A 23,649-nucleotide genomic window follows, 5' to 3' on the forward strand; every position below is an offset into this window, starting at 1 on the left:
GCTGAAACAGCAGCACCCCTATGATGTAGGGCAACGCATACATGAAGCCCAAGTGCTTTTTTTCGTACATCTGGTCTATTCCTCTCTTCCGTTTTGAAGCGTAGATGACACGGCAACCGTTCTTCGAGCATGGCCGGTTTCCGCCTCATGTGCGCACTGTATTTTTGTTTAGACCATGACGCCTTTACTGGCATGCCAATATTTGCGGCGACTGGCGCGCCAGCAAAGGAATGCTTCGGGATGCGGCTGTTAATGTCGGTTTTATGTTTTCCATCAGAGGATCAATGGGATACACGCGCTGGTGCTGGCCGGAAAAGAAATCATGTAGCAACTTGGCGGCTTTCATGATTGCCCGATAGGGTTGTTACCGGTCACCATGCGCGGTTGAATACGGCGGATCCGCAGCTGACAGACAGGAGGCAGCACCATGTATTTCGACCAGGAAGAAAGCATTGCCAGATCGCTGGGCGACGAAGCCGGGCAAGATGTTTTATTGACGATTGCGCAACGGTTCATGGCGCAGCATCCGGCGCAACCCTTCGCCTATCGCTGTTTCAGCGAGGATGGCTTTGCCAATCGGGAAGACGGTCGCTATGACATCGATCTTTCCAAACGTCTGCCGCAAGCAAGAAATGGCCAGAAAGCCCATGTGTTTGGCCAGTGCTGGTGCGATACCGATAAGGAATACAGCTTTCTGGTGAGCTGCTATGCGCCGGTGGTGTTTTATGTCAACGGCGTGATGCAGTTTCAGCCCACCGTGCTTGAGGAAGTGAATCCGGCCCTGAAACGGCTGGTGACATTCCGGCTGCACAAAGGCTTCAATACTTTCCTGCTCACATGCACCAAGACCGCAGCCGGTTTCGGTTGTTGCATCGGTACGCACCGGCCGCAATGGGAGCCGATCAATATCCATGCACCGTTTGCCGAACGTGATGGCCAGACCGGCTGGATCTATTCCGAAGCCATCGATGCAGAAATCTATGACGAAGGCCGGCTGCCGGACCGTGCCGGCAGCGAAAATGCAACGGGTGTGCGCTGGTATCCGGATCTGCAATGGTCGGCAGAGGCTGTACGCCAGACGCCGGTACAGCGTATTTTCGGCACGACACACGCCAGCGTGCTGGCCTGGACCGCGTGGCAAGCTGACTGCGGTGGCGAGTATGTCCTGACAGGCCATGCACAATCGCCGATAGATCTCTGGATCGGTGCAACGCAGTATCTGTCGGGTGTGACAGGCGCATGGCAGCTGCATGTGCCGCTGGTTCAGGGCCGGCACCAGATTCTGGTGCGCTGTTCAGGCTCAGGCGAGCGCGATTGGGGCTTCAGCCTGTCAGCGCAAGATGGCTTCCTGCGCCAGCCGCACCCGGTTCGCGGTACGACCGATCCCTGGCTGTATGCCGGGCCGTTTGCGGCGGATATGGCCATCGATGATCCCGGGCATTGGCAATCCCTGCAGCGTGTCATGCCGGGACTAGGCGGTGAAACCTGGTGGCGGGTCGATCAGCCCCGCTGCTGGTTGCGTCCGTTTGTCGAGGCCGAGCTGTACGGGCGCTGGACTTATCCACTGGGTGTGACGCTGTATGGTCTGCTGCAAACCGGCCGGCTCACCGGTCGCCAGGATCTGGTGGAATACGTGCAGCGCCATGTGGCGATGATTGCCGACATGCACGCTGTGGCATTGTGGGACAAGCGTACCTTTGGCTATCCCGGCATCAATCACCAGTTGACCTGGCTGGATGCACTGGATGATTGCGGCTCGTTTGGTTCGCTGATGCTGGAGGCGCAGGATGACGAGGCGAGTGACACGGTCCGTTTTGTTGCCGGCATCGTGGCCGATCACATGCGCCACCGGCAGGAACGCCGACCGGACGGTGCTTTCTATCGGAAGCTGGAAGGGACCTTTGCCGAGAATACGCTGTGGGCCGATGACCTGTATATGTGCGTGCCGTTCCTGTGCCGCTATTACCGCCTCAGTGGCGATACCGCCTATCTGGATGAAGCCGCTACGCAATGCCTGCTGTTCCGCAACTACCTGTTCATGCCGGAACGCAAGGTCATGTCGCATGTTTATGACTTCAAGCACGATACCGCGACCGGCATTCCCTGGGGGCGCGGCAATGGCTGGGTATTGTTTTCGCTATCCGAGCTGCTGGCGATTCTGCCGCAGACGCATGTGCGCTACTCGGCAGTGCAGGCATTCTTCAATGAGCTGTGTGAAGGCTATCTGGCGCTGCAGGGCGAGAATGGCTTGTGGCATCAGGTCCTGACGCATGCCGATGCCTATGAGGAAACGTCGTGCACATCGATGTTTGTCTATGCCATGGCACGTGCGATCCGTCTGGGCTGGATTGCGCCAGCACTGCGCGAGGCAGCCATGCGGGCTATCGATCGCGCCTGGCAAGGCTTGACGCGGATTTCCATCGACAAGTTCGGCAATGTGCACGGCGTGTGTCGTGGTTCGCTCTATTCGTTCACGCCCGAGTATTACAAGAACGTGCTGTTATGGAATCTGAACGATGTGCATGGCACCGGCATCGTGATGCTGGCCGGCATCGAGGTGCTCAAGCTGCGGCAGGCGCTGCAGAGGCAGGGTTGATTTTCTTCCTCACTCGTGTGGATAGGGAAAACGGTTGCCGCGAGATGCCTGCTGGGATTGGCCGGGAGTTCACCCCGGCAGGTGAGTTTCTTTTCTTGTCTCGCCAAGAAAAGAAACCAAAAGAAGGCGACCCCGGGCGGCCGGTGCTCCGCGCTACCCTCGTTTGGTCGGGAGCCGAAGTCTCCCTCCACGCACTCGGCGGCCTTAAAGGGGGGTGGGGTGTACTTGCATGCCTGCGCAGTAAAAAGACCTGGCACCAAGATGCATGTACATCGAAGCTGCCGTAGGGCGAGTGTAACCCGGGATCAGAGCCAGCCCTTGCGGCGGAAATACCAGTACGGGGCAAAGCCGGAGAAAACCATCAGCACCAGTGCTGCCGGGTAGCCCCAGACCTGGGCCAGTTCGGGCATGTACTGGAAGTTCATGCCATAGATGCTGGCCACCAGGGTTGGCGGCAGGAACACCACGCTGGCGATCGAGAAGATCTTGATGATCTTGTTCTGGGCCAGGTTAATCAGACCCATCACCGCATCCATCAGGAAGTTGATCTTGTCGAACAGGAAGCCGGTGTGGTTGTTCAACGATTCCAGATCGCGCAGCACTTCGCGCAGGGTGTTTTCCTGATCGGCCGACAGGGTACGGCTGCGCAGCAGGAAGGAAAGCGCGCGGCGCGTATCCATCAGGTCGAGGCGCACCTTGCCGTTGATATCCTCATAGGCCGCCAGTCTGGCCACGGTTTCGGCCATGCGCTGGTCGGTCATCTCTTCCTGGCGGTTCAGCACGCTCTGGCTGATCGGCTCCAGCTCGGTATAGATTTCTTCCAGCATGTCGGCATCGTATTCAACCGCCGCATCGTAAATCGCCAGCAGGATATCCTGGGCACTGGAAACAAAGCCGGGTTGCACGCGCGCGCGCAGGCGGAACAGGCGGAATACCGCGAGTTCTTCCTGGCGGATGGTGAGCAGCCGCCCGGCGTTGAACACGAACGAAACCGTGACGTTGGAGGTGACGTCCGCATCCTTGTGCAGGAAGAACGAGCTGATATGCAGGCCGTGTTCGTCGGCATAGCAACGCGCCGATTCTTCCAGATCAAGCAGCTCTTCGTCTTCGGGCAGCTCCAGCCGGAAGGCACGCTGGACCAGCTCCCGCTCTTCATCACTGGGATTGACCATGTCCACCCAGACGATATCGGGCCGGGCCAGGTCTTCCGGGGTGAGCGAGGGCAGTTGCACCAGCCGGCCGGCACTGAACACAAACGCTTTCAGTGCGCTCATGCTGGGTAGCTGCAGGTGGGCCAGCGCGGCATGGAAATCCGCATGACGCGCCTCATCCAGTACGCCATAGATGGCATCTTGTGCCGGCTGCGCTAGGCGCGCGGCCAGATTGGCCAGTTGCTGGTTATCAAGGGTGTCGACGATGGCTGCCAGCAAATCGTGATTCATTTCCGGCAGCAGGGCTTCGCGCGTGGCTGCCGGGGTTTGCAGCAGTACATCGGCGACGGATTCCGGCGCGATCAGGGCCAGCGTGATCAGGCGATCAGGCTGCGGCAGGTGATGCAGAATATGCGCAAGCGTGGCCGCATCAAGCATTTCGAGCTTGTGCTGCAGTTCGGCCAGATTCTGTTTGTGGACCAGCGTTTCCACCAGCTCATGGCGAGGCATGTCCTGGCGATGCACCAAGTCTTCCACCAGGCGCTGGCGGCTCAACTGCCGGCGCACCTCTTCCAGATGCTGCGCAAGAATTTCCTGGGACTGGTTTTCGCTGGGAGACATGACCGACTCACTTCCGGGTTACGCGGCGAGAGTTTACCATGCCACCGCTAACCATCACGGCAGGAGTTTTGGCATTGCCGCAACCTTTAACCTACGCCACTTTGTTGCGCGATTGCGGCCTGGCCCGCATCGATGCCCAGATTCTGTTCCAGCATGCTACCGGGCTGGGAAGGGCCTGGCTGATTGCACACGACCAGGATGAAGTCGAACCGGAACATGCCAGGATCTTTGGTGCGCTGGCCGCGCGCCGCCGTGCCGGCGAGCCGGTTGCCTATATCGTGGGCGTGCGTGAATTCTTTGGCCGCGATTTTCGCGTTACCCAAGATGTGCTGATTCCGCGGCCGGAAACCGAACTGCTGGTTGAACTGGCGCTGGCGCGCGCGCCGCAAAACGGCCGGGTGCTGGATCTGGGTTGCGGCTCGGGCTGCATTCCGGTGACCCTGCAGCTGGAACGCCCGGACTTAGCCGTGACGGCCGTGGATGTCTCTGCGGCAGCCTTGGGCGTTGCGCACGATAACGCCCTGCGCCTGCAAGCCAACGTGCGTTTTGTCGAATCCGACTGGTTCACCGCGCTGCATGGCGCCATGTTCGATCTGATCGTTTCCAACCCGCCGTATATCGAGCAGCACGATGCCCACCTGCAGCAGGGCGATCTGCGCTTCGAGCCGCGCCATGCACTCACCGATGAGGGCGATGGTCTTGATCATATCCGCGTCATCGTTGCCGATGCTCGCCGGTACTTGGTGGCGGGAGGCTGGCTTCTGTTCGAGCATGGCTGGGACCAGGGCGTGGCCAGTCGCGAGTTGCTGGAAAAAGCCGGTTATGCAGAGGTGCAAAGCTGGTGTGACCTGGCCGGGCATGAACGTATCAGTGGTGGCAGAAAATCCGGAGAGCCGGACTAGGCTCAGTTGCCGTCAGGGCCCGGCCCGGAGAACAGCTCCGTGATGATCCGGCGCAGCCAGCGGTTGCCTTCGTCATGGTGATAGCGCTCGTGCCAGTATTGTTTCACGCTGTATTCCGGCAGCGGAAACGGCACCGGGAAAACCCGGAACGAGCCGCGTCCGGCCAGTACATCGCCCAGGCGTTGCGGGATCGTGACCAGCAGATCGGTATGTTCGACCACGAATGCTGCGCCGAAAAAGTTGGGGATTTCCAGGGCAATCCTGCGCTTGATGCCCAACCGGGCAATTTCGCGGCTGATGATTGCCGGCACCGCGCCCGAAGCAATCACCACCGCATGATCTTCTGCTTCGAAACGGGCGAGATCGAGATGATCGCTGATGCGGGGATGATTTTTGCCCACGATGCAGACAAAGCTCTGATTGAACAGCAGTTGCTGATAAAAGCCCGCCTCCAGCTGCGGCATATGGCCAATAGCCAGGTCTGCTTCGCCGCATTCCAGCAGGTGTCCGGTTTCGGTACCGATCGGCAGTACTTCGATCCTGATCCCCGGCGCGGCTGCTCGCAATTTTTCCCATAACCGGGGCAGCAGCGCCAGTTGGCTGATGTCGGTCATGCTGATGCGGAATGTCCGTTCCGACGTTGCCGGATCAAACTGGTTGCTATAGCTGAGCACAGCCTCAAGCGCTTCAAGCACGGTATGTACCGGGCCGGCCAGTCCCTCGGCGAAGGGCGTCGGGTCCATGCCGCTGGAGGTTCGTACAAAGAGCGGATTGCCGAAATGATGCCGCAGCTTGGACAGCGCCACACTGACTGCCGGTTGGCCAAGATCCAGCGCTTCGGCCGCCGCCGTGACGCTGCGGGTCCGGTAGATTTCGTCAAACACCGACAGGATGCGGATATCGATCGAGTTCATGGGGATAGGCATTATTCGAATTAATGATAATGTATATTATTTCCATTGCATGTACAGAAATTCGCTCCACTCCTACGATTTGCTCCATGACAAAACCCGACGCCAGTCGCGAAACGAATGCCTCGATTCGCCGGGCCGCAGGGACTTCATTGAGGAGCAATCGACATGCAGCAACTTGGTCGTCTTGAAGACCTCCCCGAAGATTACCGGGCAGCGCTGACCGCACAGAACCTGGTTCCACTGTGGCCGAGCCTGCGCGCGGTACTGCCGCCGTCAAAGCCAGCCCGGCGTACCCGTCCGACCGGCTGGTCCTATCAGTCCATGCGCCCGCTGCTGCTGCAAGCCGGCGAACTCACTCCGATGGAAAAAGCCGAGCGCCGTGTTCTTGTCATGGCCAACCCCGGCCATGGCCTGGAAAAGATGCAGGCCACTTCCACCATCTATCTCGGCATGCAGTTGCTGTTGCCGGGCGAATGGGCACCGGCGCATCGCCATACTCCAAACGCTGTGCGCATGATCGTCGAAGGCAAGGGGGCGTATACCACTGTCAACGGCGAAAAATGCCCGATGCGCCGCGGTGATCTCATCCTGACGCCGACCGGTCTCTGGCACGAGCATGGCCACGATGGCACCGAACCGGTCATCTGGCTCGATGTACTCGATCTGCCGATCATCTATTACATCGAAGCATCCTATGTCGAGGAAGGCAAGGCGCAAGTGGCCAGCGACGAATCGACTGATCAGGCCTATCTGCGCGGTGGCGTGGTGCCAGCGCCGATGTTTTCCCGTTCTGAACAGCCGTTTCCGATGCTGCGTTACCCGTGGGCAGATGTACGTCGAGCACTGGAAACCCTGGCTTTGACTCAGCCGGAAATCGAGGCGGTGCAGGTCGCCTACATCAACCCGGAAACCGGCAGCGATTGCCAGAAGGTGCTTGGCTACTCGGCGCTGATGCTGCGCCCGGGCGAAAGTCTGGCATTGCCGGCCCGCTCGACCGCTATGGTTTTCCATCTGATTGAAGGGGGCGCGGAGGTGGCGCTGGAAGATCAGGCATTCACGCTGGACGAAGCCGATACCTGCTGCATTCCCGGCTATGTCCCGGTCACGCTGACCAACCGCTCCACCGAACAGCCTGCCTTCGTGTTCATCGCTGACGATGCGCCGCTGCAGAAGAAGCTGGGCGTCTACGAAGTTCGTAACTAAGTCAAAATCCAAAAGAGACCGAACATGTCTGAAGCCAAATACCTCTGGAATCCTGCCCCGGTTTATTCACTGCCGGTGCGTGACAGCGATGCACGCTTTCCCGTCAAACGCATTTTCTGTGTCGGCCGTAATTACCACGCCCATGCGCTGGAAATGCAGCGGCCCGTGGACAAGGCCACGGCCAGGCCGTTCTATTTCCTCAAGGATGCCTCGACCCTGGTCGAATCGGGCGCAACCGTGCCTTATCCCGCCGGCACCCGCAATTATCACTATGAGATGGAGTTGGTCGTTGCCATCGGCGCGGAAGGTTTCCGGGTGCAGGAGGCCGATGCCGCACGCCTGATCTATGGCTATTGCGCCGGGCTGGACATGACGCGCCGCGATCTGCAGCTCATCGCCCGTGAAGAGGGCCGGCCGTGGGATCTGGGCAAGAATTTCGAGAAATCGACGGTCTGCTCGGCAATCATTCCTTGTGGCGATGCGGGCGTGCTGAGGCAGGGTGCGATCAACCTGCAGGTCAATGGCGAAACCCGCCAGAGTTCCGATCTCGATCAGTTGATCTGGAATATTCCGGAATTGCTGGCCGATCTGTCGCAGTTTTATCACCTGCAGCCGGGCGATCTGATTTTTACCGGAACGCCGGAAGGGGTGGGGGCGGTTCAACCTGGCGACGTTATTACCGGCCATGTCGCAGGTGGCGGCGATATCGCGCTCACCATCGGCGCGGCTGAGTAAAACAAGTAGGCAGGTGCAAAAACCTGCCCGGCAATCCGTAGTGACTTGATCAGGAGAAGACAATGGCTGAACAACTACCCGTCATCGTGGCAGGCGGCGGCATTGGCGGTCTGGCGGCGGCACTGGCGCTGGTGCGCCAGGGATTCCGCGTGAAAGTACTGGAGCAGGCGCATGAAATCGGCGAAATCGGCGCCGGCATCCAGCTTGGTCCCAATGCCTTTCATGCCTTCGATGCGCTGGGCGTGGGTGATAAAGCGCGCAGCCGCTCGGTATTCACCGATTACATGGTGATGCACGACGCGATCGACGAATACCAGGTCGGCAAGATTCCGACCGGCGAAGCGTTCCGTCAGCGTTTCGGCAACCCGTATGCGGTGATCCACCGGGTCGATGTGCACCTGTCGCTGCTTGAAGGTGCGCAGGAAACCGGCCGGGTCGAGTTTCTGACTTCGACCCGGGTCGAGCGTATCGAGCAGGATGCGGACAGCGTGACGGTGATCGACCAGAACGGCAAGGCGCATCGCGGCGTGGCCCTGATCGGTGCCGATGGCGTGAAATCGGTGGTGCGGGCCCAGTTCGTCAATGATCCCCCGCGCGTGACCGGACACGTGGTCTATCGTTCAGTGATCGACAAGGCGGATTTCCCCAAGGATCTGCAGTGGAATGCCGCCAGTATCTGGGTTGGGCCGAACTGCCATCTGGTGCATTACCCGCTGCGCGGTGGCGAACAGTACAACGTGGTGGTGACCTTCCACAGCCGCAAGATCGAAGAGTGGGGCGTGACCGAGGGTAGCCCGGAAGAAGTGCAGAGTTACTTCCAGGACATCTGCCCGAAGGCCCGCCAGCTGATCGATCTGCCCAAGCAGTGGAAACGCTGGGCCACGGCAGACCGCGAGCCGATTGGCCAGTGGACATTTGGCCGGGTCACCCTGCTGGGCGATGCTGCCCACCCGACCACGCAATACATGGCGCAAGGTGCGTGCATGGCGCTGGAAGATGCCGTCACGCTCGGGGAGGCCCTGCGGGTAAACAACAACGATTTTGTCCGGGCATTCGATCTGTACCAGCGTTCACGCATCGCCCGCACTGCACGCATCGTGCTGTCGAGCCGTGAGATGGGGCGGCTCTATCATGCCAAGGGAGTGGAACGACTGGTGCGCAACGATCTGTGGCGCGGCCGTACGCCAGAGCGATTCTATGACGCGATGGAGTGGCTTTACGGCTGGAATGTCGGCAACTGTCTGGCCAAGGGCTGAGGAGGCGATGATGCAGCTTTACAACTTTTTCCGCAGCGGCACCTCGCACCGCTTGCGTATTGCCCTCAATCTGAAGGGGCTTGACTACGACTATGTTCCGGTTGACCTGCGCACCGAAGAGCACCTCGGCGCAGCCTTCAAGACGCTCAATCCGCAGGGGCTGGTGCCCGCCCTGGTCGATGACGGCCAAGTGCTGACCCAATCCCCGGCCATCATCGAGTGGCTCGAAGAACGCTACCCGACTCCGCCGCTGCTGCCGGCTGATCCGGAAAACCGCGCCCGTGTGCGTGCCATGGCGGCCATCGTCGGCTGCGATATCCACCCGGTCAACAACCGGCGCATCCTGGAATACCTGCGCAAGACGCTCGGCTGCGACGAGGCCGCCGTGCTGGCCTGGTGCGGCAACTGGATCCATGCGGGTTTCGATGCGCTGGAAACCCTGCTGGCTGCAGATCGCCACCGCGGCAACTTCTGTTTCGGCGATTCGCCCACGCTGGCCGATGTCTATCTGGCGCCCCAGGTGGAAAGTGCCCGCCGTTTCAATGTCGATCTGACGCCGTATCCGAACATCGTCGCAGTCGACAAGGCGTGCGGCGAACTCGAGGCTTTCCGGCGAGCGGTGCCATCGCTGCAGCCGGATGCGCCGAAATAATCCGTTTTCCGATAACCCATCTGAATACCGACAAGACAAATACCCCAGGAGATAAAGAGATGAATATGCAGAAAACCTTCCCGAACATGATCATGGCCATTGCCTGCACCAGCCTGTTCGCCCTCGGCGTGCCGACCGCCTCGGCCCAGACCTTGAAGCTGGGACATATCACGCCGCCGACCCATGTCTGGCACCAGGTATCGGAAAAGATCGCAAGCAATCTGGAACAGGCATCGGCGGGCAAATACAAGGTGGCGGTCAGCCCGCTGCAGAAGCTGGGCAACGAGGCGCAGATGATCAACCTGATGCAGGCCGGCGCGCAGCAACTCGGCATCTTTACCGTGGGCGGGCTATCCAATCGCGAGGAATCCCTGCTGGCCTGGTCGCTTCCCTATGTGTTCAAGGATGTCGGGCAAGCCACGCGTGCTGCAGCCGCTCCGGCAGCCCAGGAAATGCTCAAGCGCCTGGATAAACAGGGATTGGTCGGTCTGGGTTATGCCTTTGCCGGCATGCGTCACGTGCTGTCGCTGCAGCCGGTGGCCTCGGCCAAGGACCTGGCCAACAAAAAGGTTCGCTCGTTCCCGAGCCCGATCTATAACGACTGGTGGCAGGCCAACGGTGCCGCGCCGACCGCCATGCCCCTGTCCGAAGTGGCGCCTTCGCTGACCACCAAGCTGCTCGATGCCGTCGATGTGGATCTGGATGCCTTGGTCGGGCTGAAGTTTCACCAGCAGGCACCCAATCTCACTCTGACCGGGCACATGGCATTCCCGGCGGTGATCGTGGCTTCGAAGAAGTGGTGGAGCGCTCTGCCGCAGGCTGATCGCGACATGATCACCAAGGCGGTGATGGATGCGGAGAAGGCAGGCTTCAAGGCGGCCATCGATTCCGAGGTCAACAATCTGGCCAAAGCCAAGGCCGATGGCGCCAAGGTGATCGATGCCGACATCAAATCCTTCCAGGCCGTGGGCGGCAAAGTGCGTGACCAGTACATTGCCAAGAATCCGCTGATCGCTGACTTCTACAAACAGGCCAAGGATCTTTGATCCTGCCGGAGCACTGGTTGGAACCCGATAGGGCCATGTGATGGGGCAATCTGCACGTGCAGCGCACTTGCCCCGTCCTGTCAGAACCTGTTCACGGCTTCGCAGCAAGATCATGAACAGGTTCTCACGCAGAGGAATTCATCCAATGTTTGATTTCGTTCAACGAGTCGACAAGGGCGTTACGCTGGTCGAGCGGGGCGTCGTGATCGTCCTCACCGGCGCCATCGCCGGCATCATGATGCTCCAGGTGGTGCTGCGCTACTTCTTCAGCGCCCCGCTGTTCTGGGCCGAAGAGATTTCGGTGCAGATGCTGGTGTTCGCAACCCTGTTCGGTTTGTCCCTGCTGGTGCAGCAAAGCCAGCTGGTCAGCATCGACTTTCTTCCGCGTGCATTGCCTGATCGTATTCGCCATGCGCTGCTGGCGCTACTGGGCGTGGTCATGCTGGCCTTGTTTGTCTTGGTGTGCGCGCTGGGCTGGGAATGGATCAACCGCCCCGAAGTCCGGCTGGAATTGGGCGCCACCACGCAATTGCCGCGCTGGTACAACTATTCGATGTTGCCGCTGGCCATGGCCGCCATGGCCTGGCACCAGCTTGTCGCCATCCTGCGCGATATCCGCGTCTGCATGGGAGTAACCCGATGATTACCCTCCTCGTTTTCATGGGCTTGCTGTTTGCCGGTTTGCCGATTGTGGGCACGATTCTGGTCAGCGCCATGGTCTTCATGGCCAGCAACGATCTGGCGGTACTGTACGATTCGATCCCCATCCAGTTATACGGTGCGCTGGAAATCAACAGCCTGCTGGCGATCCCGCTGTTCCTGCTGGTCGGCGAGATCATGAACAAGGCCGGGCTGACACAGCGCCTGATCGCCGTGGCCGAGGTGCTGGTGGGCAACCTGAAGGGCGGGCTGGCCTATGCCAACCTGTTCACCAATGCCATGGCGGCGTCGATTCTGGGGTCGGCCGTCGCCCAGATTGGCGTGATGAGCAAGGTCATGATCCCGGCGATGGAGCGCAAGGGCTACGACCGGGCCTTTTCCGGGGCGGTTACCGTTACTGCCGGTTTGCTCGGGCCAATCATTCCGCCTTCGATGCTGATGATCATTTATGGCGTGGTGGCAGTCCAGCCGATCGCCCCGCTGTTCATCGCGGGCATCCTGCCGGGCTTGTTGCTGGTGGCGGCGCTTACGCTGGTGATTTTTCTGTTCGGCGTGTTCGGTGCCGGCCTGCCAAGCGGAACCAGAAGCGGACGTTCGGCCTCGCTCAAGGTGCTGCTGGAAGGGTTGGTGCCCGGCATCATTCCGCTGGTGGTGATCGGCGGCATCATGGCGGGCGTGATGACGCCAACCGAATCCGGTGCCGTTGCCGCCATCATTGCACTGGTGCTGGGGCTGGCGTATCGCGAAATGAAGATCAGTGATCTGGGCAAGATCCTGCTTGATGTTGGCACCAACACCGCCACCATCACCGGACTGATTGCTGCCGCCTCGGTGCTGAGCTGGGTACTGGCTTTCCAGGGCGTGCCCGATCTGGTGGTTGAGGGCATGCAGGGGCTGACTGATTCCCCCTTCGTCTTCCTGCTGCTGGTGATCGTGATGATGATCCTGCTCGGCATGTTCCTTGAGAGCATCAGCGTGCTGATTGTGGTAGTGCCCTTGCTGATGCCGGTCGTGACCAACCTCGGCATTGATCCGATCCATTTCGGCGTGGTCTGCACGGTGGCGACCGTAATCGGGCTGGTAACGCCACCGGTGGGGCCGGGGCTCTATATCGCGATCATCCAGGCTGATATCCGCATGGGTACGCTTTTCCGCGCCACCCTGCCGTTTCTGGCCGCAGTATTGGCGGTGCTGGTGCTGATCGCCGCTGTGCCCGAGATATCGACCTGGTTGCCTGCATTGACCAGCGAAAAATAGGCCGTGCTCTATGGTAATGCCGTTCACTTAAGTGTCTATTTACCCTCTCCCCCAGCCCCTCTCCCGCAAGCGGGCGAGGGGAGTACTTGGCTAATCCACCAGTTTTGCTCCCTCTCCCGCTTGCGGGAGAGGGTTGGGGAGAGGGTAAACGGCCAGAATATCCCTTAAGTGAGCGGCATTGCCGTGTTCATGGCGTTTTGTGCGAGAAATCTTCATTCAATCAGGGTGGACCGTCTCATGACCGAATCATCTTCCAATCCAAACGAGCCTGTGCTGGATTTTTCGCAATGCCATGCCGGGATAGGCAAGCAACTGGACATACTGAGCGAATTGCCGGCCTTGCTCGGGCCGGCAGCACGTGCCCAGGAAATTGCCGTGAGCGCACTGGCGTTTTTCCGCGACGTGATCTTTGAACATCACGTGGATGAAGAGCGCGAGCTTTTCCCGGCGGTGCTGGAAAGTGCGCAAGCCGGCGCTGAATACCAGCATGTACTCGATCTGGTCGCGCAGTTGACGCGTGAGCATCGCGAACTTGAGGCAACGTGGAAGCGCGTAGAGGCTAATCTGAAGAAGGTGGCCAAGGGACAATTCGCGCAAGTCGAGGTAACCGACATGGAGCGCCTGGTCACCCAGTATCGAGAGCATGCACGGTTTGAAGAAACCGAGTTTTTGCCGCTCTCGCAAGAGATTCTGGGCCGTAATTCCAGGCACATGGCGGCATTGGGATTGTCCTTGCATATGCGGCATGCGCCGAAGAAACCGGCGACGTTCATTTAAGTAAGGGGATTGGGCATGGATGACAATACGCGTGCTGCTGCATTGGAATACCACCGCTATCCGCATCCGGGCAAGATTGCCGTGGTGCCGACCAAGGCGCTGGCCACGCAACGCGATCTGTCGCTGGCATATTCGCCTGGCGTGGCCGCGGCTTGCGACGCGATCGTGGCCGATCCCGTTTCTGCCAGCCTGTACACCGCGCGCTCCAACCTGATCGGCGTGGTCACCAATGGTACGGCGGTGTTGGGGTTGGGGGCCATCGGCCCGCTTGCCGCCAAGCCGGTGATGGAGGGCAAGGGTGTCCTGTTCAAGAAATTCGCCGGCATCGATGTGTTCGATATCGAAATCAACGAGCAGGACCCGGATAAACTGATCGACATCATCGCGGCACTCGAACCCACTTTCGGTGGGATCAATCTGGAAGACATCAAGGCGCCGGAATGCTTCTATATCGAGCGCAAGCTGCGCGAACGCATGAAGATCCCGGTATTCCACGACGATCAGCACGGCACGGCGATCGTGGTGGGCGCGGCGATCCTGAACGGCTTGCGCCTGGTGGGCAAACCGCTGGATCAGGTCAAGGTGGTGACCTCCGGCGCGGGTGCGGCCGCGCTGGCTTGTCTCGACATGCTGGTCATGCTCGGCATTTCGGTGGACAACATCTGGGTCACCGATATCCATGGGCTGGTCTACGAAGGCCGGGTCGAGCTGATGGACCCGATCAAGGCGCGCTATGCCAAGCAAACCGATGCACGCACGCTGGGCGAGGTCATCGAGGGCGCCGATGTGTTTCTGGGGCTTTCGGCGGCTGGCGTACTCAAGCCCGAGATGGTGGCGCGGATGGCGCCCAATCCGATCGTGCTGGCGCTGGCGAATCCCGATCCGGAAATCCTGCCCGAGGCGGTCAAGGCGGTGCGCCCGGATGCCATCATCGCCACCGGCCGCTCGGATCATCCCAACCAGGTCAACAATGTCCTGTGCTTCCCGTTTATTTTCCGCGGCGCGCTCGATGTCGGGGCGACCACGATCACCGACGAGATGCAACTCGCGGCCGTGCGCGCGATTGCGGATCTGGCCGAGGCAGAATCTTCCGATGTGGTGGCTGCCGCCTATGGTGAGCAGGAATACCGCTTCGGCCCGGAGTACATCATCCCCAAGCCGTTCGACCCGCGTTTGATCGTCAAGATCGCACCGGCGGTGGCGCGCGCCGCGATGGAATCCGGCGTGGCGACCCGGCCGATCGAGGATTGGGATGCCTATATCCAGAAACTGAACAATTTCGTCTGGCACATGGGCATGCTCGTGCAGCCGGTCTTCGCGGCGGCCAAGCGCGCACCCAAGCGCGTCATTTTTGCCGAAGGGGAATCCGAGCGGGTGTTGCGTGCCGTGCAAACCGTGGTGGATGAGGGAATTGCCGAGCCCATCCTGATCGGTCGGCCGGATGTGATCCGCATGTATATCGAGCGTTTCGGCCTGCGCATCCGGCCCGATGTCGATTTCGAGATGGTGAACCAGGATTCCGACCCGCGCTATCGCGAGCTCTGGACCTATTACCACGGACTGATGGAGCGTCGGGGCGTGTCGGTTGAGCTGGCCAAGCGCGAAACGCGCCGCCGCGCCACGCTGATCGGCTCGCTCATGCTCAAGTTCGGCTGGGCTGACGGCATGATTTGCGGCACTTACGGCAAGCACAGCGAACACTTGAAATATATCGATGCAGTGATCGGCAAACGCGAGGGGGTAAACCACCACTACGCGATGAATATCCTGATGCTGCCCGGCCGCACGGTGGCGCTGTGCGATACCTACGTGAATTACGATCCGAGTGCCGAGCAGCTTTTCGAAATGACCTGCCTGGCCGCCGAGGAACTGAGCCGCTTTGGCATCACGCCGCGCGTGGCGCTCCTTTCGCATTCCAGTTTCGGTACGGAAGATACCCCCACCGCCGTGAAAATGCGCCGCGCCATGGAGCTGCTGCATGCGCGCCGTCCCGATATTGCAGTGGAGGGCGAGATGCATGGCGATGCTGCACTCAGCCAGACCATCCGGCTGCAGGTCTTTCCAAATGCGCGAATGCGCGAAGATGCCAACCTGCTGGTCTTCCCGACGCTGGATGCAGCCAATATCGCTTTCAACCTGCTCAAGACTGCGTCAGGTGATGGCCTGACGATTGGCCCGATCCTGTTGGGATCGGCTCGCCCGGTGCATATCCTCACCCCGACTGCCACCGTGCGGCGCATCGTCAACATGACCGCCTTGACCGTGGTCGATGCCGGGCAGGCAGGACATGGAGAACGTGGGGCAAAAGCATGAAAATTGCCAGACAAACGTGCAATTTGAATCTTGAGATCGGGCGATCTTGACCGCATAATGTTGACTAAATCACTCAACAAAACGAGATACGCCATGAGCATCCAGGAACAAATCCACCAGATCGTGACCGAGAACCCGGTCGTGCTGTTCATGAAGGGCACGCCTACATTTCCGCAATGCGGCTTTTCTTCCGGTGCGGTACAGATTCTGAAGAACTGTGGCGCAGAGTTCGCTGCCGTGAATGTGCTGACCAACGAAGACATCCGCCAGGGCATCAAGGAATATGCCAATTGGCCCACCATTCCGCAGCTCTATATCCGTGGCGAATTTATCGGCGGCTCGGACATCATGAAAGAGCTGTATGCCTCGGGTGAATTGCAGAAACTGCTGGCAGGCGAGGCCGAGTAATCGGGATTCCCTCACGGATTCCCCCGCCAAAAAGAGAAGGCTCCCGATGGGAGCCTTCTGTTCATTTGCCGCTGATCGCAGTTATTTCTTGTCCTGCATGATCACGACTTCCACTCGCCGGTTCTTGGCGCGACCTTCGTCGGTGGCGTTGTCGGCGATGGGGCGTGTCAGACCATATCCCTTCGATTCAATCCGCTCCGATTTAACCCCGTGCTCAACCAGATAGCTGCGCACATTCTGCGCACGCCGTTCGGACAACTTCTGGTTGTAGGCCGCCGTGCCAATCGAATCGGTATGGCCTTCGACCTTGACCGCTGCATCGGGATAGTCATTGATGGCCGTGGCCACCTTGTCCAGTACCGGCATGAATTCCGGCTTGATATCGGCCTTGTTGAAGTTGAATGTCACACTTGAGGGCACAAGCAAGCGGATGGTGTCGCCGTCACGTTTCACTTCGATGCCGGTGCCTTGCAGGCCGCTCAGCGAATCGGGCTTGGTTGCAACTGCCTTGACCGGACGCGCCGCCATGGCTGCGGCACGATCGAGCACGACTGGCGTGGTGATATCCGCACCGCAGGCGATGCGGGCATCGTCTGCTTCGGCACCTCCCATATCGTCGCCAGGCTGGCTGGCGGGCAAGGTGGCCAGCTTCAGTGTTGGCAACAATTGGTGGGTTTGTGTCAGCACGCGAACGTGGGCAAGCTGGTAGTCGGTCTCGGCATTGACCAGCGCGCGCTTGGCTTCGAACAGCTCGTTTTCGGTATCCAGCAAGTCGAGCAGGGTCCGCTGGCCAATATCGAACTGTTGCCGGTAGGCATCGCGTGATTTCTCTGTGGAGAGCTGATGCTGATCCAGATATTTGATCTGTTCAGCCAGCTTCTTCACGTCATTCTGGGCGATACGGGTTTCCTGACGGATATCGCGGCAGGATTTATCGCGCAGATCGAAGGCGGCATTCAGGCTCTCACCGGCGGCCTTGGCCCGGGCCATATCGCTGCCACCCTTGTACAGATTGTAGTTCATGACCAGTTGCACCACGCCTCGGTGGTAGTTGCCGTCAACACCATCCTCATTGCGGTTGAGGCTGCGTGACGCACGCAATTCGAAGGTCGGATAATTGGCGCTCTTCTGTGCATCCTGCAGTGCACGTGAGGCGCGAATATTTGCAATGGCGGCCAAGAATGACGGGTTCTGGTTCAGGGCTCTGGTCAGGGTTTCGCCTTCCTTGGGCAGACTGCCCTGCAAGGCGGGAACGCTGCCCAGATCGGCCGGCGGCAATGTACCGGTCAGGCGTTCATAGCGGGCGCTGACATCATGCAGGTTGGAGGCTTCCGTTACCCAGTTGGCTTCGGCCAGTGCCAGCCGGCCGGCAGCCTGTTCCATGTCCACGCGACGGCCGACCCCAGCTTTGGCTTTTTCCTCGATCTGGTCATACAGCTCTTTGTGAATGGCCCAGTTGTCGCGTGCCAGGTCGGTCAGCTTGCGATAACGCAGTACGTCGAGATATGCCTTGGCGGTTTCCTGTGCCACCGAATCACTGGCCGCCAGCAGCTCGTAGTAGCGGGTCTGGCTGGCATAGCTTGCCTGGCGCACGGCGCTGCGCGTGGCGAAGCCATCAAACAGCATCTGACGCAATTCGATCATCGCACCCGGCTGATTGAAACTGCTGTTGCCAGTGGTCGGGTATTGCCGCCATTCGTGGCCAGCATAGGCCGATACATCCACGCGTGGCAGGTAGCCACCCTGTGCAGCGGCGATCTCTTCGTTGGCGGCGCGAAACTGGTGCCAGCGTGCCTGGACTTCCGGATTGCGCAAGATGGCCTGCTCGATGGCCTCGGTAAAAGATATGGCCGATGCGGATTGGGATAACCCCGCTACCGCCATGGCACCCAGCAAGATCTTCAAATGTGTTTTCATGACATGCTCCAAATGGTCGATGTTGTTATTTTGCTTATATGTAAGAAAAACGCGTCAGGTTTGGCTGACCGTACTCTTCAGGTGAACTTGCCGTATGCAAATGACCTATCATGCGGTAACAGTCCTCGCGCCTGCAGAGAACGATGTCCATTTCCATCATAGGTCGGCTTCGCGTCATTTCCACCCCAAAACTATGGCCGTTCGTCGTGGGCGGCTTGCTTGCGTTCGCCGTCGGTGCTTGGGAGTTCGAGCCGCTGGTGCAGCAGGTGCAGCAACGCTATGGTGCGGTGGCGGCACGGTTGGTGCGCGACTGGGAAAGCGTACTGGTCGAAAGCCGTAATCTGGCTGAGGAAGACAAGCTCAAGCGCGTCAATGAGTTCTTTAACCGACGCGTACGCTACGATGACGATATCCGTATCTGGAGTGTGGCGGATTACTGGGCCACGCCCTTGGAGTTCATGGGAAAAGGCGTCGGCGATTGCGAAGATTTCAGTCTGGCCAAGTATTTCAGCCTGCGGGAAATCGGCGTTGCTCCGGAGAAAATGCGCATGACCTATGTGCGGGCGCGCATAGGCGGGCCGAACAGCACGCTGACCCAGGCGCATATGGTGCTGGCGTATTACCCGCAACCGGATGCCGAGCCGCTGATTCTGGACAATCTGATCAGCGAGATCCGCCCCGCATCACGCCGGACCGATCTCACGCCTGTCTATAGTTTCAATACCACCGGCGTGTTTGCAGGCACGGCGACGCAGCCGGCAGCCTCCGTCGATCGGCTCTCACGCTGGAAAGACCTGCTGATGAAAATGCGAACCGAAGGCATGGCGGATTGATGTCCCATTCTGGATGGGACTGATGGGGTAAAAGTAAATGAAGAGGCTGCGAAATTACGTGATTGTGTGATCAGCCCCGGCTTTGCCGCAATACTGTTCACTTAAGCATCGATTTACCCTCTCCCCCAGCCCCTCTCCCGCAAACGGGCGAGGGGAGTACTGGGCTAATCCACCAGTTGTGCTCCCTCTCCCGCTTGCGGGAGAGGGGCGGGGAGAGGGGAGATGGTCAGAATATGCCTTAAGTGAATGACATTACGGCTTTGCCGGGACTTGAAAAGTTCGCACATCGCCTTGTCAGCAGCCTGGCAAGCCGAAGGCATGGTTCCATAGGAGAAAGCAATGTCACTGTATCGACAACTCTGGATAGGCGTCATCGTGCTGATACTGCTGGTTTTTGCCGGCAGCCTGGCCACCAATCTATTCAGCGCCAGGAACTATCTGCAGCAGCAGCTCTATATGCAGGGCGCGGATAACGCGGCTTCGCTGGCGCTTTCCATGTCGCAGCAAAGCAAGGACGATGTGACTACTGAGTTGCTGGTCAGCGCGTTGTTCGATAGTGGGCACTTCCGCCAGGTGCGCTATACCGATGTGCATGGCCGGGTGGTGGTGGATCGTGTCAACCCCAACCCGCCCGATGGCGTGCCGGAATGGTTTGTGCGCGCGATGCCGATCCCGGCCGAACCCGGCACGGCCCTGGTCAACGATGGCTGGAAACAGGCCGGTACGGTACTGGTGCAGGCGCACAACCGTTTTGCCTATCAATCGCTCTGGCGCGGCATGCTGACCCTGCTGGCGTGGATCGTGCTGGCCGGGGTGGTGACAGGCTTGCTGGCCACCGTGTTCATCAACCGGTTGCGCCGTCCGCTCGACCAGATGGTCAATCAGGCCCAGGCCATTACCGAGCGGCGCTTTATCACCGTTGCCGAACCCAGGATTCTGGAGTTGCGCAGTGCCGTGCGTGCCATGAATCTGATGGTCGAGCGGGTGAAAGCCATGTTCAACGAACAGGCAGAGCGCATCCGGCAACTGCATGATGAAACCAATCGCGATGATCTGACCGGGCTGGCCAATCGCAATTTCTTCCTGGGCTGCCTGATGCAAACACTGGCCGATGAAGATGCCAGCCCCCAAGGCGCGCTCTTGCTGATACGCCTGCATGATCTGGCTGGACTCAATCATCGTTTCGGCCGGGATAAATCCGATGCCTTTATCCAGCGCTGTGCGGCGGAGCTGACCGATCTGAGCCAGGCCAATGTCGGTCGGATGATCGGGCGCATGAACGGGGCCGACTTCGCCCTGCTGTTGCCGGATACCGATGTCGGCCGGGTGCGTGAGCTGGCAGAAACTGTGCTGGAGGCGCTAGGCCAGCTGCATCAGCGCGGTTTCACCGATGACAACCAGCCGGCCAGCTGCGGATTTACCCTGTACCAGAAAGGCGAGTCATCATCCGACGTGCTGGCGCGCGCCGATACCGCGCTCTTGCATGCCGAGCGCTCGGCAGAGCGCATTGCGGCCAGCCTTGGCGATGTGCCCAGCAGCAGCCCCAACCTGGATTGGCAGATCCAGCTGCACCGTGCCCTGGCGGAAAACCGCTTCGAGTTGGCCTATTTCCCGGTTTATGCCAATGATGGCCAATTGTTGCATCACGAATCCGCACTGCGCTTGCGCGATGCCGATAGTGCCGAGTTGATTCCTGCCGGTCGATTCATGCCCTATGTATTGCGCCTGGGGCTAACCGTCGAAATCGATCTGGCCGCTACCCGGCTGGCCTTGCAGGAAATCCGGCACAACCGGCGTGCAATCGCGGTTAATCTATCCGCCAATTCGCTGCATTCGGAAACATTCCGTCAGCAACTGCTGGCCATGCTGCAGGAGGCTGGCCATGATGCCGGCCAGTTGTGGCTGGAGGTCAACGAATTTGGTACGCGCGACGAAATGGCTATCCTGGCGAATTTTGCCGCCCAGGTATCCCGCCTTGGCTGCAAGGTGGGAATCGAGCATTTTGGCCGCCATTTCGGCAGTATTCCGCAGTTGTATGCGCTGCATCTGCATTACCTGAAGATCGATGGCAGCTTTGTGCACAACCTGGACTCGCAGCCTGGCAACCAGCACCTGATCCGTGCCATCAGCGGCGTGGCAAGTGGCCTGGGAATTCTGACCATCGCCGAACAGGTCACCAACAACGCGGAATGGGAAATCCTGCTGGCGCTGGGTATCGATGGCGGCACCGGACCGGGAATCGCCGATGTCGTGCGAGGTTGATTGATATCGAACCGAAATAAAACAAGGCCGGCGTTGCGCCGGCCTTGGTCATTGCTGGGCGGTAAACGACTCAATCGGTTTGCAGCTTACCCTTGCTGATCAGGTCGTTGATGATTGCCGTATCGTTACCGATAGTGGTGAGATCGACATTTTCCAAGGTAATGCGCAGATCATCCTGCGCGGCACTGTAGCCGCCGCTGTAGCCGCCCGTACTACTTACATGCACGATCGTGTTCGAACCGACATGTTCGAAGTGCAGGTAGCTGGTTAGGTTGCCTGAATTCTCCCCTTGCAATACATCGCCAAGATTCAGAATGTCACCATCTTGATTGGGCCTGGCCACGTTGAAGTCCGTGATCGTATCCAGATCCGGCGATCCGGGTGCTCCGTGGTCGCCCAATCTCCAAGCAAACACGTCGGAGCCCGATCCTCCAGTTAGCGTATCGGAACCACGACCGCCGACAAGATAGTCAGCGGCACCGCCACCCGAGATCGTGTCATCACCAGTACCTCCATAGATATCGTCTGTTCCATCGCCACCAGAGAGAATGTCATTGCCCTGTGTGCCGACTATCGTATCTGCCGAGGTCGTACCATTGGTTGTTGTTCCGGTAGGCTCGGGCGCCGATGCGTTGATCGTCAACGTAGAGGTACTGGTATCCGTATCCGAATCGCTCATGATATAGGTGAACTGCTCGGTATAGTCGACCAGATCAGGGTAGTAGGTGATGTCGCTGACGAAATAACCTTGGTTATTGGTGCTGTCGGCATCAAAGGTCAAGCGTAGGTAGCTAAACGCTTCAGCCGTTTGTACGGTAACAGAAAAAGCGGTACCACTCGAATTCAGACCTACAAAATCACCTTGGGCTACCCAATTCCCCTGGTCGTCATAGGCCGCCCAAGTTCCGACCGTTGTTTGTGCAGCGTTGAACTGCGTTATGCCAATGGTGGCTAGGGTGGTTGCTTCACTGAGACGGATGATCAATTGGTCATCGTCGCCAAGCGCAGCTTGACCAGAACCATCGCCCACCCCAATCCCCGGCTTACTGCCGCCGACCGTCGTGACATTGCCTGCATGGGCTGGATTCAATGCAGCGAGATCCAAACTGTCAGATCCGTTGAGCCAGCTCATATCTCCGGCGAGGAACCCATACAGATCCAAGGTTCCTTCCCAATCAGCCAAAGTTGTACCCGTGACATGAGTACCTTCTGGCAATTGTGAGGTATAGGTGTAAGCGCCATTACTGTAAACAACCAGTAAACCATTGGGCGTGTCGATGGTGACGGAGCCTCCTGCAGGGACTGCATACTCTGTTTGATCGAATGTGACAGATGTCACCGTCTTTGGCATATCCACCGCCGTATCGTTGGTCAACAGATTGCCGCTGACCGCATGGCCCAAATCTACCGAAGCGGTATCGGTATTCGCCGTAGGTACTGTGTCAGTGATATTGATGGATACCGTAGTCCAAGCCGAATCATCGGTACCGTCGGTAGCCTTGTAGACGAAGCTATCAATATCCGAGGCCAGATCGGCATGATTGCGTACCGGCGCGGTGTAGGTAAATGTGCCGTCCGTATTCATGGTTACGGTACCGCCAAGGGCTGTCGTGATAGCAGTACTGCCATCCGCCGCAACAGGGGTGCCTCCAGCAGACGTGGCCACATAGGAAACGCTCAAGTCCCCATGCGGATTGTCAACGTCGGTATCGTTGGCCAGTACGCTGGTCGTTAGCAGAGTGGTGCTGCCTTCAACGACTGAGTAGCCATCATCCAGGACACCTTCTGGCGGATCGTTCACTGGCTTGACGGTGATGCTGACGGTAGCGGTGTCGGTATCGCCATTGGCATCGGTGATGGTGTAGGTGTAGCTGTCAGCACCGAAGTAATTGGCATCCGGGGTGTAGGTGAAGCCGCCGTTGGCATTCTGGGTCAGGGTGCCATGGCTAGGCTGGGTGAAGCTGGTCACGGCCAGCGTGCCACCATCGCCACCGATGGAGTCATTGCCGAGCACACCGGCCGGCGTCACGGTCAGTACGCCATCTTCATCGACTTCGTAGCTGTCGTTCACGGCATCGGGCAGATCGTTGACCGACTTGACGGTGATGCTGACGGTAGCGGTGTCGGTATCGCCATTGGCATCGGT

19 protein-coding genes are annotated in these 23,649 nt (G+C 59.1%); 14 read left to right on the plus strand and 5 right to left on the minus strand.

Features of this window, described 5'->3' with window-relative positions:
* Positions 1–184: 184 nt before the first annotated feature.
* Positions 185–346 (minus strand): hypothetical protein, encoded by a 162-nt coding sequence (locus AC0KVQ_RS05435; RefSeq protein ID WP_473420123.1) that lies wholly within the window; start codon positions 344–346, stop codon positions 185–187.
* 81 nt (positions 347–427) lie between these two features.
* Here AC0KVQ_RS05435 and AC0KVQ_RS05440 point away from each other — a divergent pair, with 81 nt between their 5' ends.
* Complete coding sequence (locus tag AC0KVQ_RS05440; protein ID WP_473420124.1) at positions 428–2,596, plus strand: glycoside hydrolase family 88/105 protein; 2,169 nt, start codon at positions 428–430, stop codon at positions 2,594–2,596.
* Positions 2,597–2,901: 305 nt separating this feature from the next.
* Here the strand turns inward: AC0KVQ_RS05440 and corA are convergent, their stop codons facing one another.
* Positions 2,902–4,368 (minus strand): magnesium/cobalt transporter CorA, encoded by a 1,467-nt coding sequence (corA, locus tag AC0KVQ_RS05445; protein WP_473420125.1) that lies wholly within the window; start codon positions 4,366–4,368, stop codon positions 2,902–2,904.
* 38 nt (positions 4,369–4,406) lie between these two features.
* On the opposite strand from corA, the gene prmC reads away from it, so the two are divergent.
* Complete coding sequence (gene prmC, locus AC0KVQ_RS05450; protein WP_473420126.1) at positions 4,407–5,270, plus strand: peptide chain release factor N(5)-glutamine methyltransferase; 864 nt, start codon at positions 4,407–4,409, stop codon at positions 5,268–5,270.
* 2 nt (positions 5,271–5,272) lie between these two features.
* Here the strand turns inward: prmC and AC0KVQ_RS05455 are convergent, their stop codons facing one another.
* Positions 5,273–6,184 (minus strand): LysR family transcriptional regulator, encoded by a 912-nt coding sequence (locus AC0KVQ_RS05455; protein WP_473420127.1) that lies wholly within the window; start codon positions 6,182–6,184, stop codon positions 5,273–5,275.
* A gap of 165 nt (positions 6,185–6,349) precedes the next feature.
* On the opposite strand from AC0KVQ_RS05455, the gene AC0KVQ_RS05460 reads away from it, so the two are divergent.
* From AC0KVQ_RS05460 to grxD, 10 genes are all read left to right on the plus strand, one after another.
* Positions 6,350–7,387 carry a cupin domain-containing protein gene (locus AC0KVQ_RS05460; protein ID WP_473420128.1) on the plus strand — a complete coding sequence of 346 codons (1,038 nt, stop codon included), beginning with the start codon at positions 6,350–6,352 and terminating at the stop codon, positions 7,385–7,387.
* A 24-nt stretch (positions 7,388–7,411) separates the two neighbouring features.
* The gene (locus AC0KVQ_RS05465; protein WP_473420129.1) at positions 7,412–8,122 is read left to right on the plus strand and encodes a fumarylacetoacetate hydrolase family protein; all 711 of its coding nucleotides are present in this window, start codon (positions 7,412–7,414) and stop codon (positions 8,120–8,122) included.
* Between the two features lie 62 nt (positions 8,123–8,184).
* Entirely contained in the window at positions 8,185–9,378 is a 1,194-nt protein-coding gene (locus tag AC0KVQ_RS05470) for a 3-hydroxybenzoate 6-monooxygenase (protein WP_473420130.1), read from the plus strand.
* Positions 9,379–9,385: 7 nt separating this feature from the next.
* Positions 9,386–10,030 (plus strand): maleylacetoacetate isomerase, encoded by a 645-nt coding sequence (gene maiA, locus AC0KVQ_RS05475; protein ID WP_473420131.1) that lies wholly within the window; start codon positions 9,386–9,388, stop codon positions 10,028–10,030.
* Positions 10,031–10,089: 59 nt separating this feature from the next.
* Positions 10,090–11,076, plus strand: a complete 987-nt coding sequence (locus AC0KVQ_RS05480) for a TRAP transporter substrate-binding protein (protein ID WP_473420132.1) — start codon at positions 10,090–10,092, stop codon at positions 11,074–11,076.
* 145 nt (positions 11,077–11,221) lie between these two features.
* Positions 11,222–11,719 carry a TRAP transporter small permease gene (locus tag AC0KVQ_RS05485; RefSeq protein ID WP_473420133.1) on the plus strand — a complete coding sequence of 166 codons (498 nt, stop codon included), beginning with the start codon at positions 11,222–11,224 and terminating at the stop codon, positions 11,717–11,719.
* Positions 11,716–12,993, plus strand: coding sequence for a TRAP transporter large permease (locus AC0KVQ_RS05490; RefSeq protein ID WP_473420135.1), 1,278 nt, complete (start codon positions 11,716–11,718; stop codon positions 12,991–12,993). The genes AC0KVQ_RS05485 and AC0KVQ_RS05490 overlap by 4 nt, the downstream gene beginning before the upstream one ends.
* A gap of 237 nt (positions 12,994–13,230) precedes the next feature.
* Positions 13,231–13,770, plus strand: coding sequence for a hemerythrin domain-containing protein (locus tag AC0KVQ_RS05495; protein ID WP_473420136.1), 540 nt, complete (start codon positions 13,231–13,233; stop codon positions 13,768–13,770).
* 15 nt (positions 13,771–13,785) lie between these two features.
* The gene (locus tag AC0KVQ_RS05500) at positions 13,786–16,083 is read left to right on the plus strand and encodes an NADP-dependent malic enzyme (RefSeq protein WP_473420137.1); all 2,298 of its coding nucleotides are present in this window, start codon (positions 13,786–13,788) and stop codon (positions 16,081–16,083) included.
* A 93-nt stretch (positions 16,084–16,176) separates the two neighbouring features.
* Positions 16,177–16,491 (plus strand): Grx4 family monothiol glutaredoxin, encoded by a 315-nt coding sequence (grxD, locus tag AC0KVQ_RS05505; protein WP_473420138.1) that lies wholly within the window; start codon positions 16,177–16,179, stop codon positions 16,489–16,491.
* An 81-nt stretch (positions 16,492–16,572) separates the two neighbouring features.
* Here grxD and AC0KVQ_RS05510 read toward each other — a convergent pair whose 3' ends face one another.
* The gene (locus AC0KVQ_RS05510) at positions 16,573–18,408 is read right to left on the minus strand and encodes a TolC family outer membrane protein (RefSeq protein WP_473420139.1); all 1,836 of its coding nucleotides are present in this window, start codon (positions 18,406–18,408) and stop codon (positions 16,573–16,575) included.
* 143 nt (positions 18,409–18,551) lie between these two features.
* Between AC0KVQ_RS05510 and AC0KVQ_RS05515 the strand changes: the two genes are divergently transcribed.
* Positions 18,552–19,241 (plus strand): transglutaminase-like cysteine peptidase, encoded by a 690-nt coding sequence (locus tag AC0KVQ_RS05515; protein WP_473420140.1) that lies wholly within the window; start codon positions 18,552–18,554, stop codon positions 19,239–19,241.
* A gap of 339 nt (positions 19,242–19,580) precedes the next feature.
* Positions 19,581–21,503, plus strand: a complete 1,923-nt coding sequence (locus AC0KVQ_RS05520; protein ID WP_473420141.1) for a bifunctional diguanylate cyclase/phosphodiesterase — start codon at positions 19,581–19,583, stop codon at positions 21,501–21,503.
* A gap of 70 nt (positions 21,504–21,573) precedes the next feature.
* Here AC0KVQ_RS05520 and AC0KVQ_RS05525 read toward each other — a convergent pair.
* The coding region (locus tag AC0KVQ_RS05525; protein ID WP_473420142.1) for a tandem-95 repeat protein at positions 21,574–23,649 on the minus strand (2,076 nt) is incomplete at its 5' end.

The sequence above is a fragment of the Formivibrio sp. oc-25 genome, from assembly GCF_055810895.1.

Coding starts and splice junctions, on each gene's coding strand:
- AC0KVQ_RS05435 (WP_473420123.1), bottom strand. CDS start 346: ATGAAAGCCGCCAAGTTGCTACATGATTTCTTTTCCGGCCAGCACCAG.
- AC0KVQ_RS05440 (WP_473420124.1), top strand. CDS start 428: ATGTATTTCGACCAGGAAGAAAGCATTGCCAGATCGCTGGGCGACGAA.
- corA (WP_473420125.1), bottom strand. CDS start 4,368: ATGTCTCCCAGCGAAAACCAGTCCCAGGAAATTCTTGCGCAGCATCTG.
- prmC (WP_473420126.1), top strand. CDS start 4,407: ATGCCACCGCTAACCATCACGGCAGGAGTTTTGGCATTGCCGCAACCT.
- AC0KVQ_RS05455 (WP_473420127.1), bottom strand. CDS start 6,184: ATGAACTCGATCGATATCCGCATCCTGTCGGTGTTTGACGAAATCTAC.
- AC0KVQ_RS05460 (WP_473420128.1), top strand. CDS start 6,350: ATGCAGCAACTTGGTCGTCTTGAAGACCTCCCCGAAGATTACCGGGCA.
- AC0KVQ_RS05465 (WP_473420129.1), top strand. CDS start 7,412: ATGTCTGAAGCCAAATACCTCTGGAATCCTGCCCCGGTTTATTCACTG.
- AC0KVQ_RS05470 (WP_473420130.1), top strand. CDS start 8,185: ATGGCTGAACAACTACCCGTCATCGTGGCAGGCGGCGGCATTGGCGGT.
- maiA (WP_473420131.1), top strand. CDS start 9,386: ATGATGCAGCTTTACAACTTTTTCCGCAGCGGCACCTCGCACCGCTTG.
- AC0KVQ_RS05480 (WP_473420132.1), top strand. CDS start 10,090: ATGAATATGCAGAAAACCTTCCCGAACATGATCATGGCCATTGCCTGC.
- AC0KVQ_RS05485 (WP_473420133.1), top strand. CDS start 11,222: ATGTTTGATTTCGTTCAACGAGTCGACAAGGGCGTTACGCTGGTCGAG.
- AC0KVQ_RS05490 (WP_473420135.1), top strand. CDS start 11,716: ATGATTACCCTCCTCGTTTTCATGGGCTTGCTGTTTGCCGGTTTGCCG.
- AC0KVQ_RS05495 (WP_473420136.1), top strand. CDS start 13,231: ATGACCGAATCATCTTCCAATCCAAACGAGCCTGTGCTGGATTTTTCG.
- AC0KVQ_RS05500 (WP_473420137.1), top strand. CDS start 13,786: ATGGATGACAATACGCGTGCTGCTGCATTGGAATACCACCGCTATCCG.
- grxD (WP_473420138.1), top strand. CDS start 16,177: ATGAGCATCCAGGAACAAATCCACCAGATCGTGACCGAGAACCCGGTC.
- AC0KVQ_RS05510 (WP_473420139.1), bottom strand. CDS start 18,408: ATGAAAACACATTTGAAGATCTTGCTGGGTGCCATGGCGGTAGCGGGG.
- AC0KVQ_RS05515 (WP_473420140.1), top strand. CDS start 18,552: ATGTCCATTTCCATCATAGGTCGGCTTCGCGTCATTTCCACCCCAAAA.
- AC0KVQ_RS05520 (WP_473420141.1), top strand. CDS start 19,581: ATGTCACTGTATCGACAACTCTGGATAGGCGTCATCGTGCTGATACTG.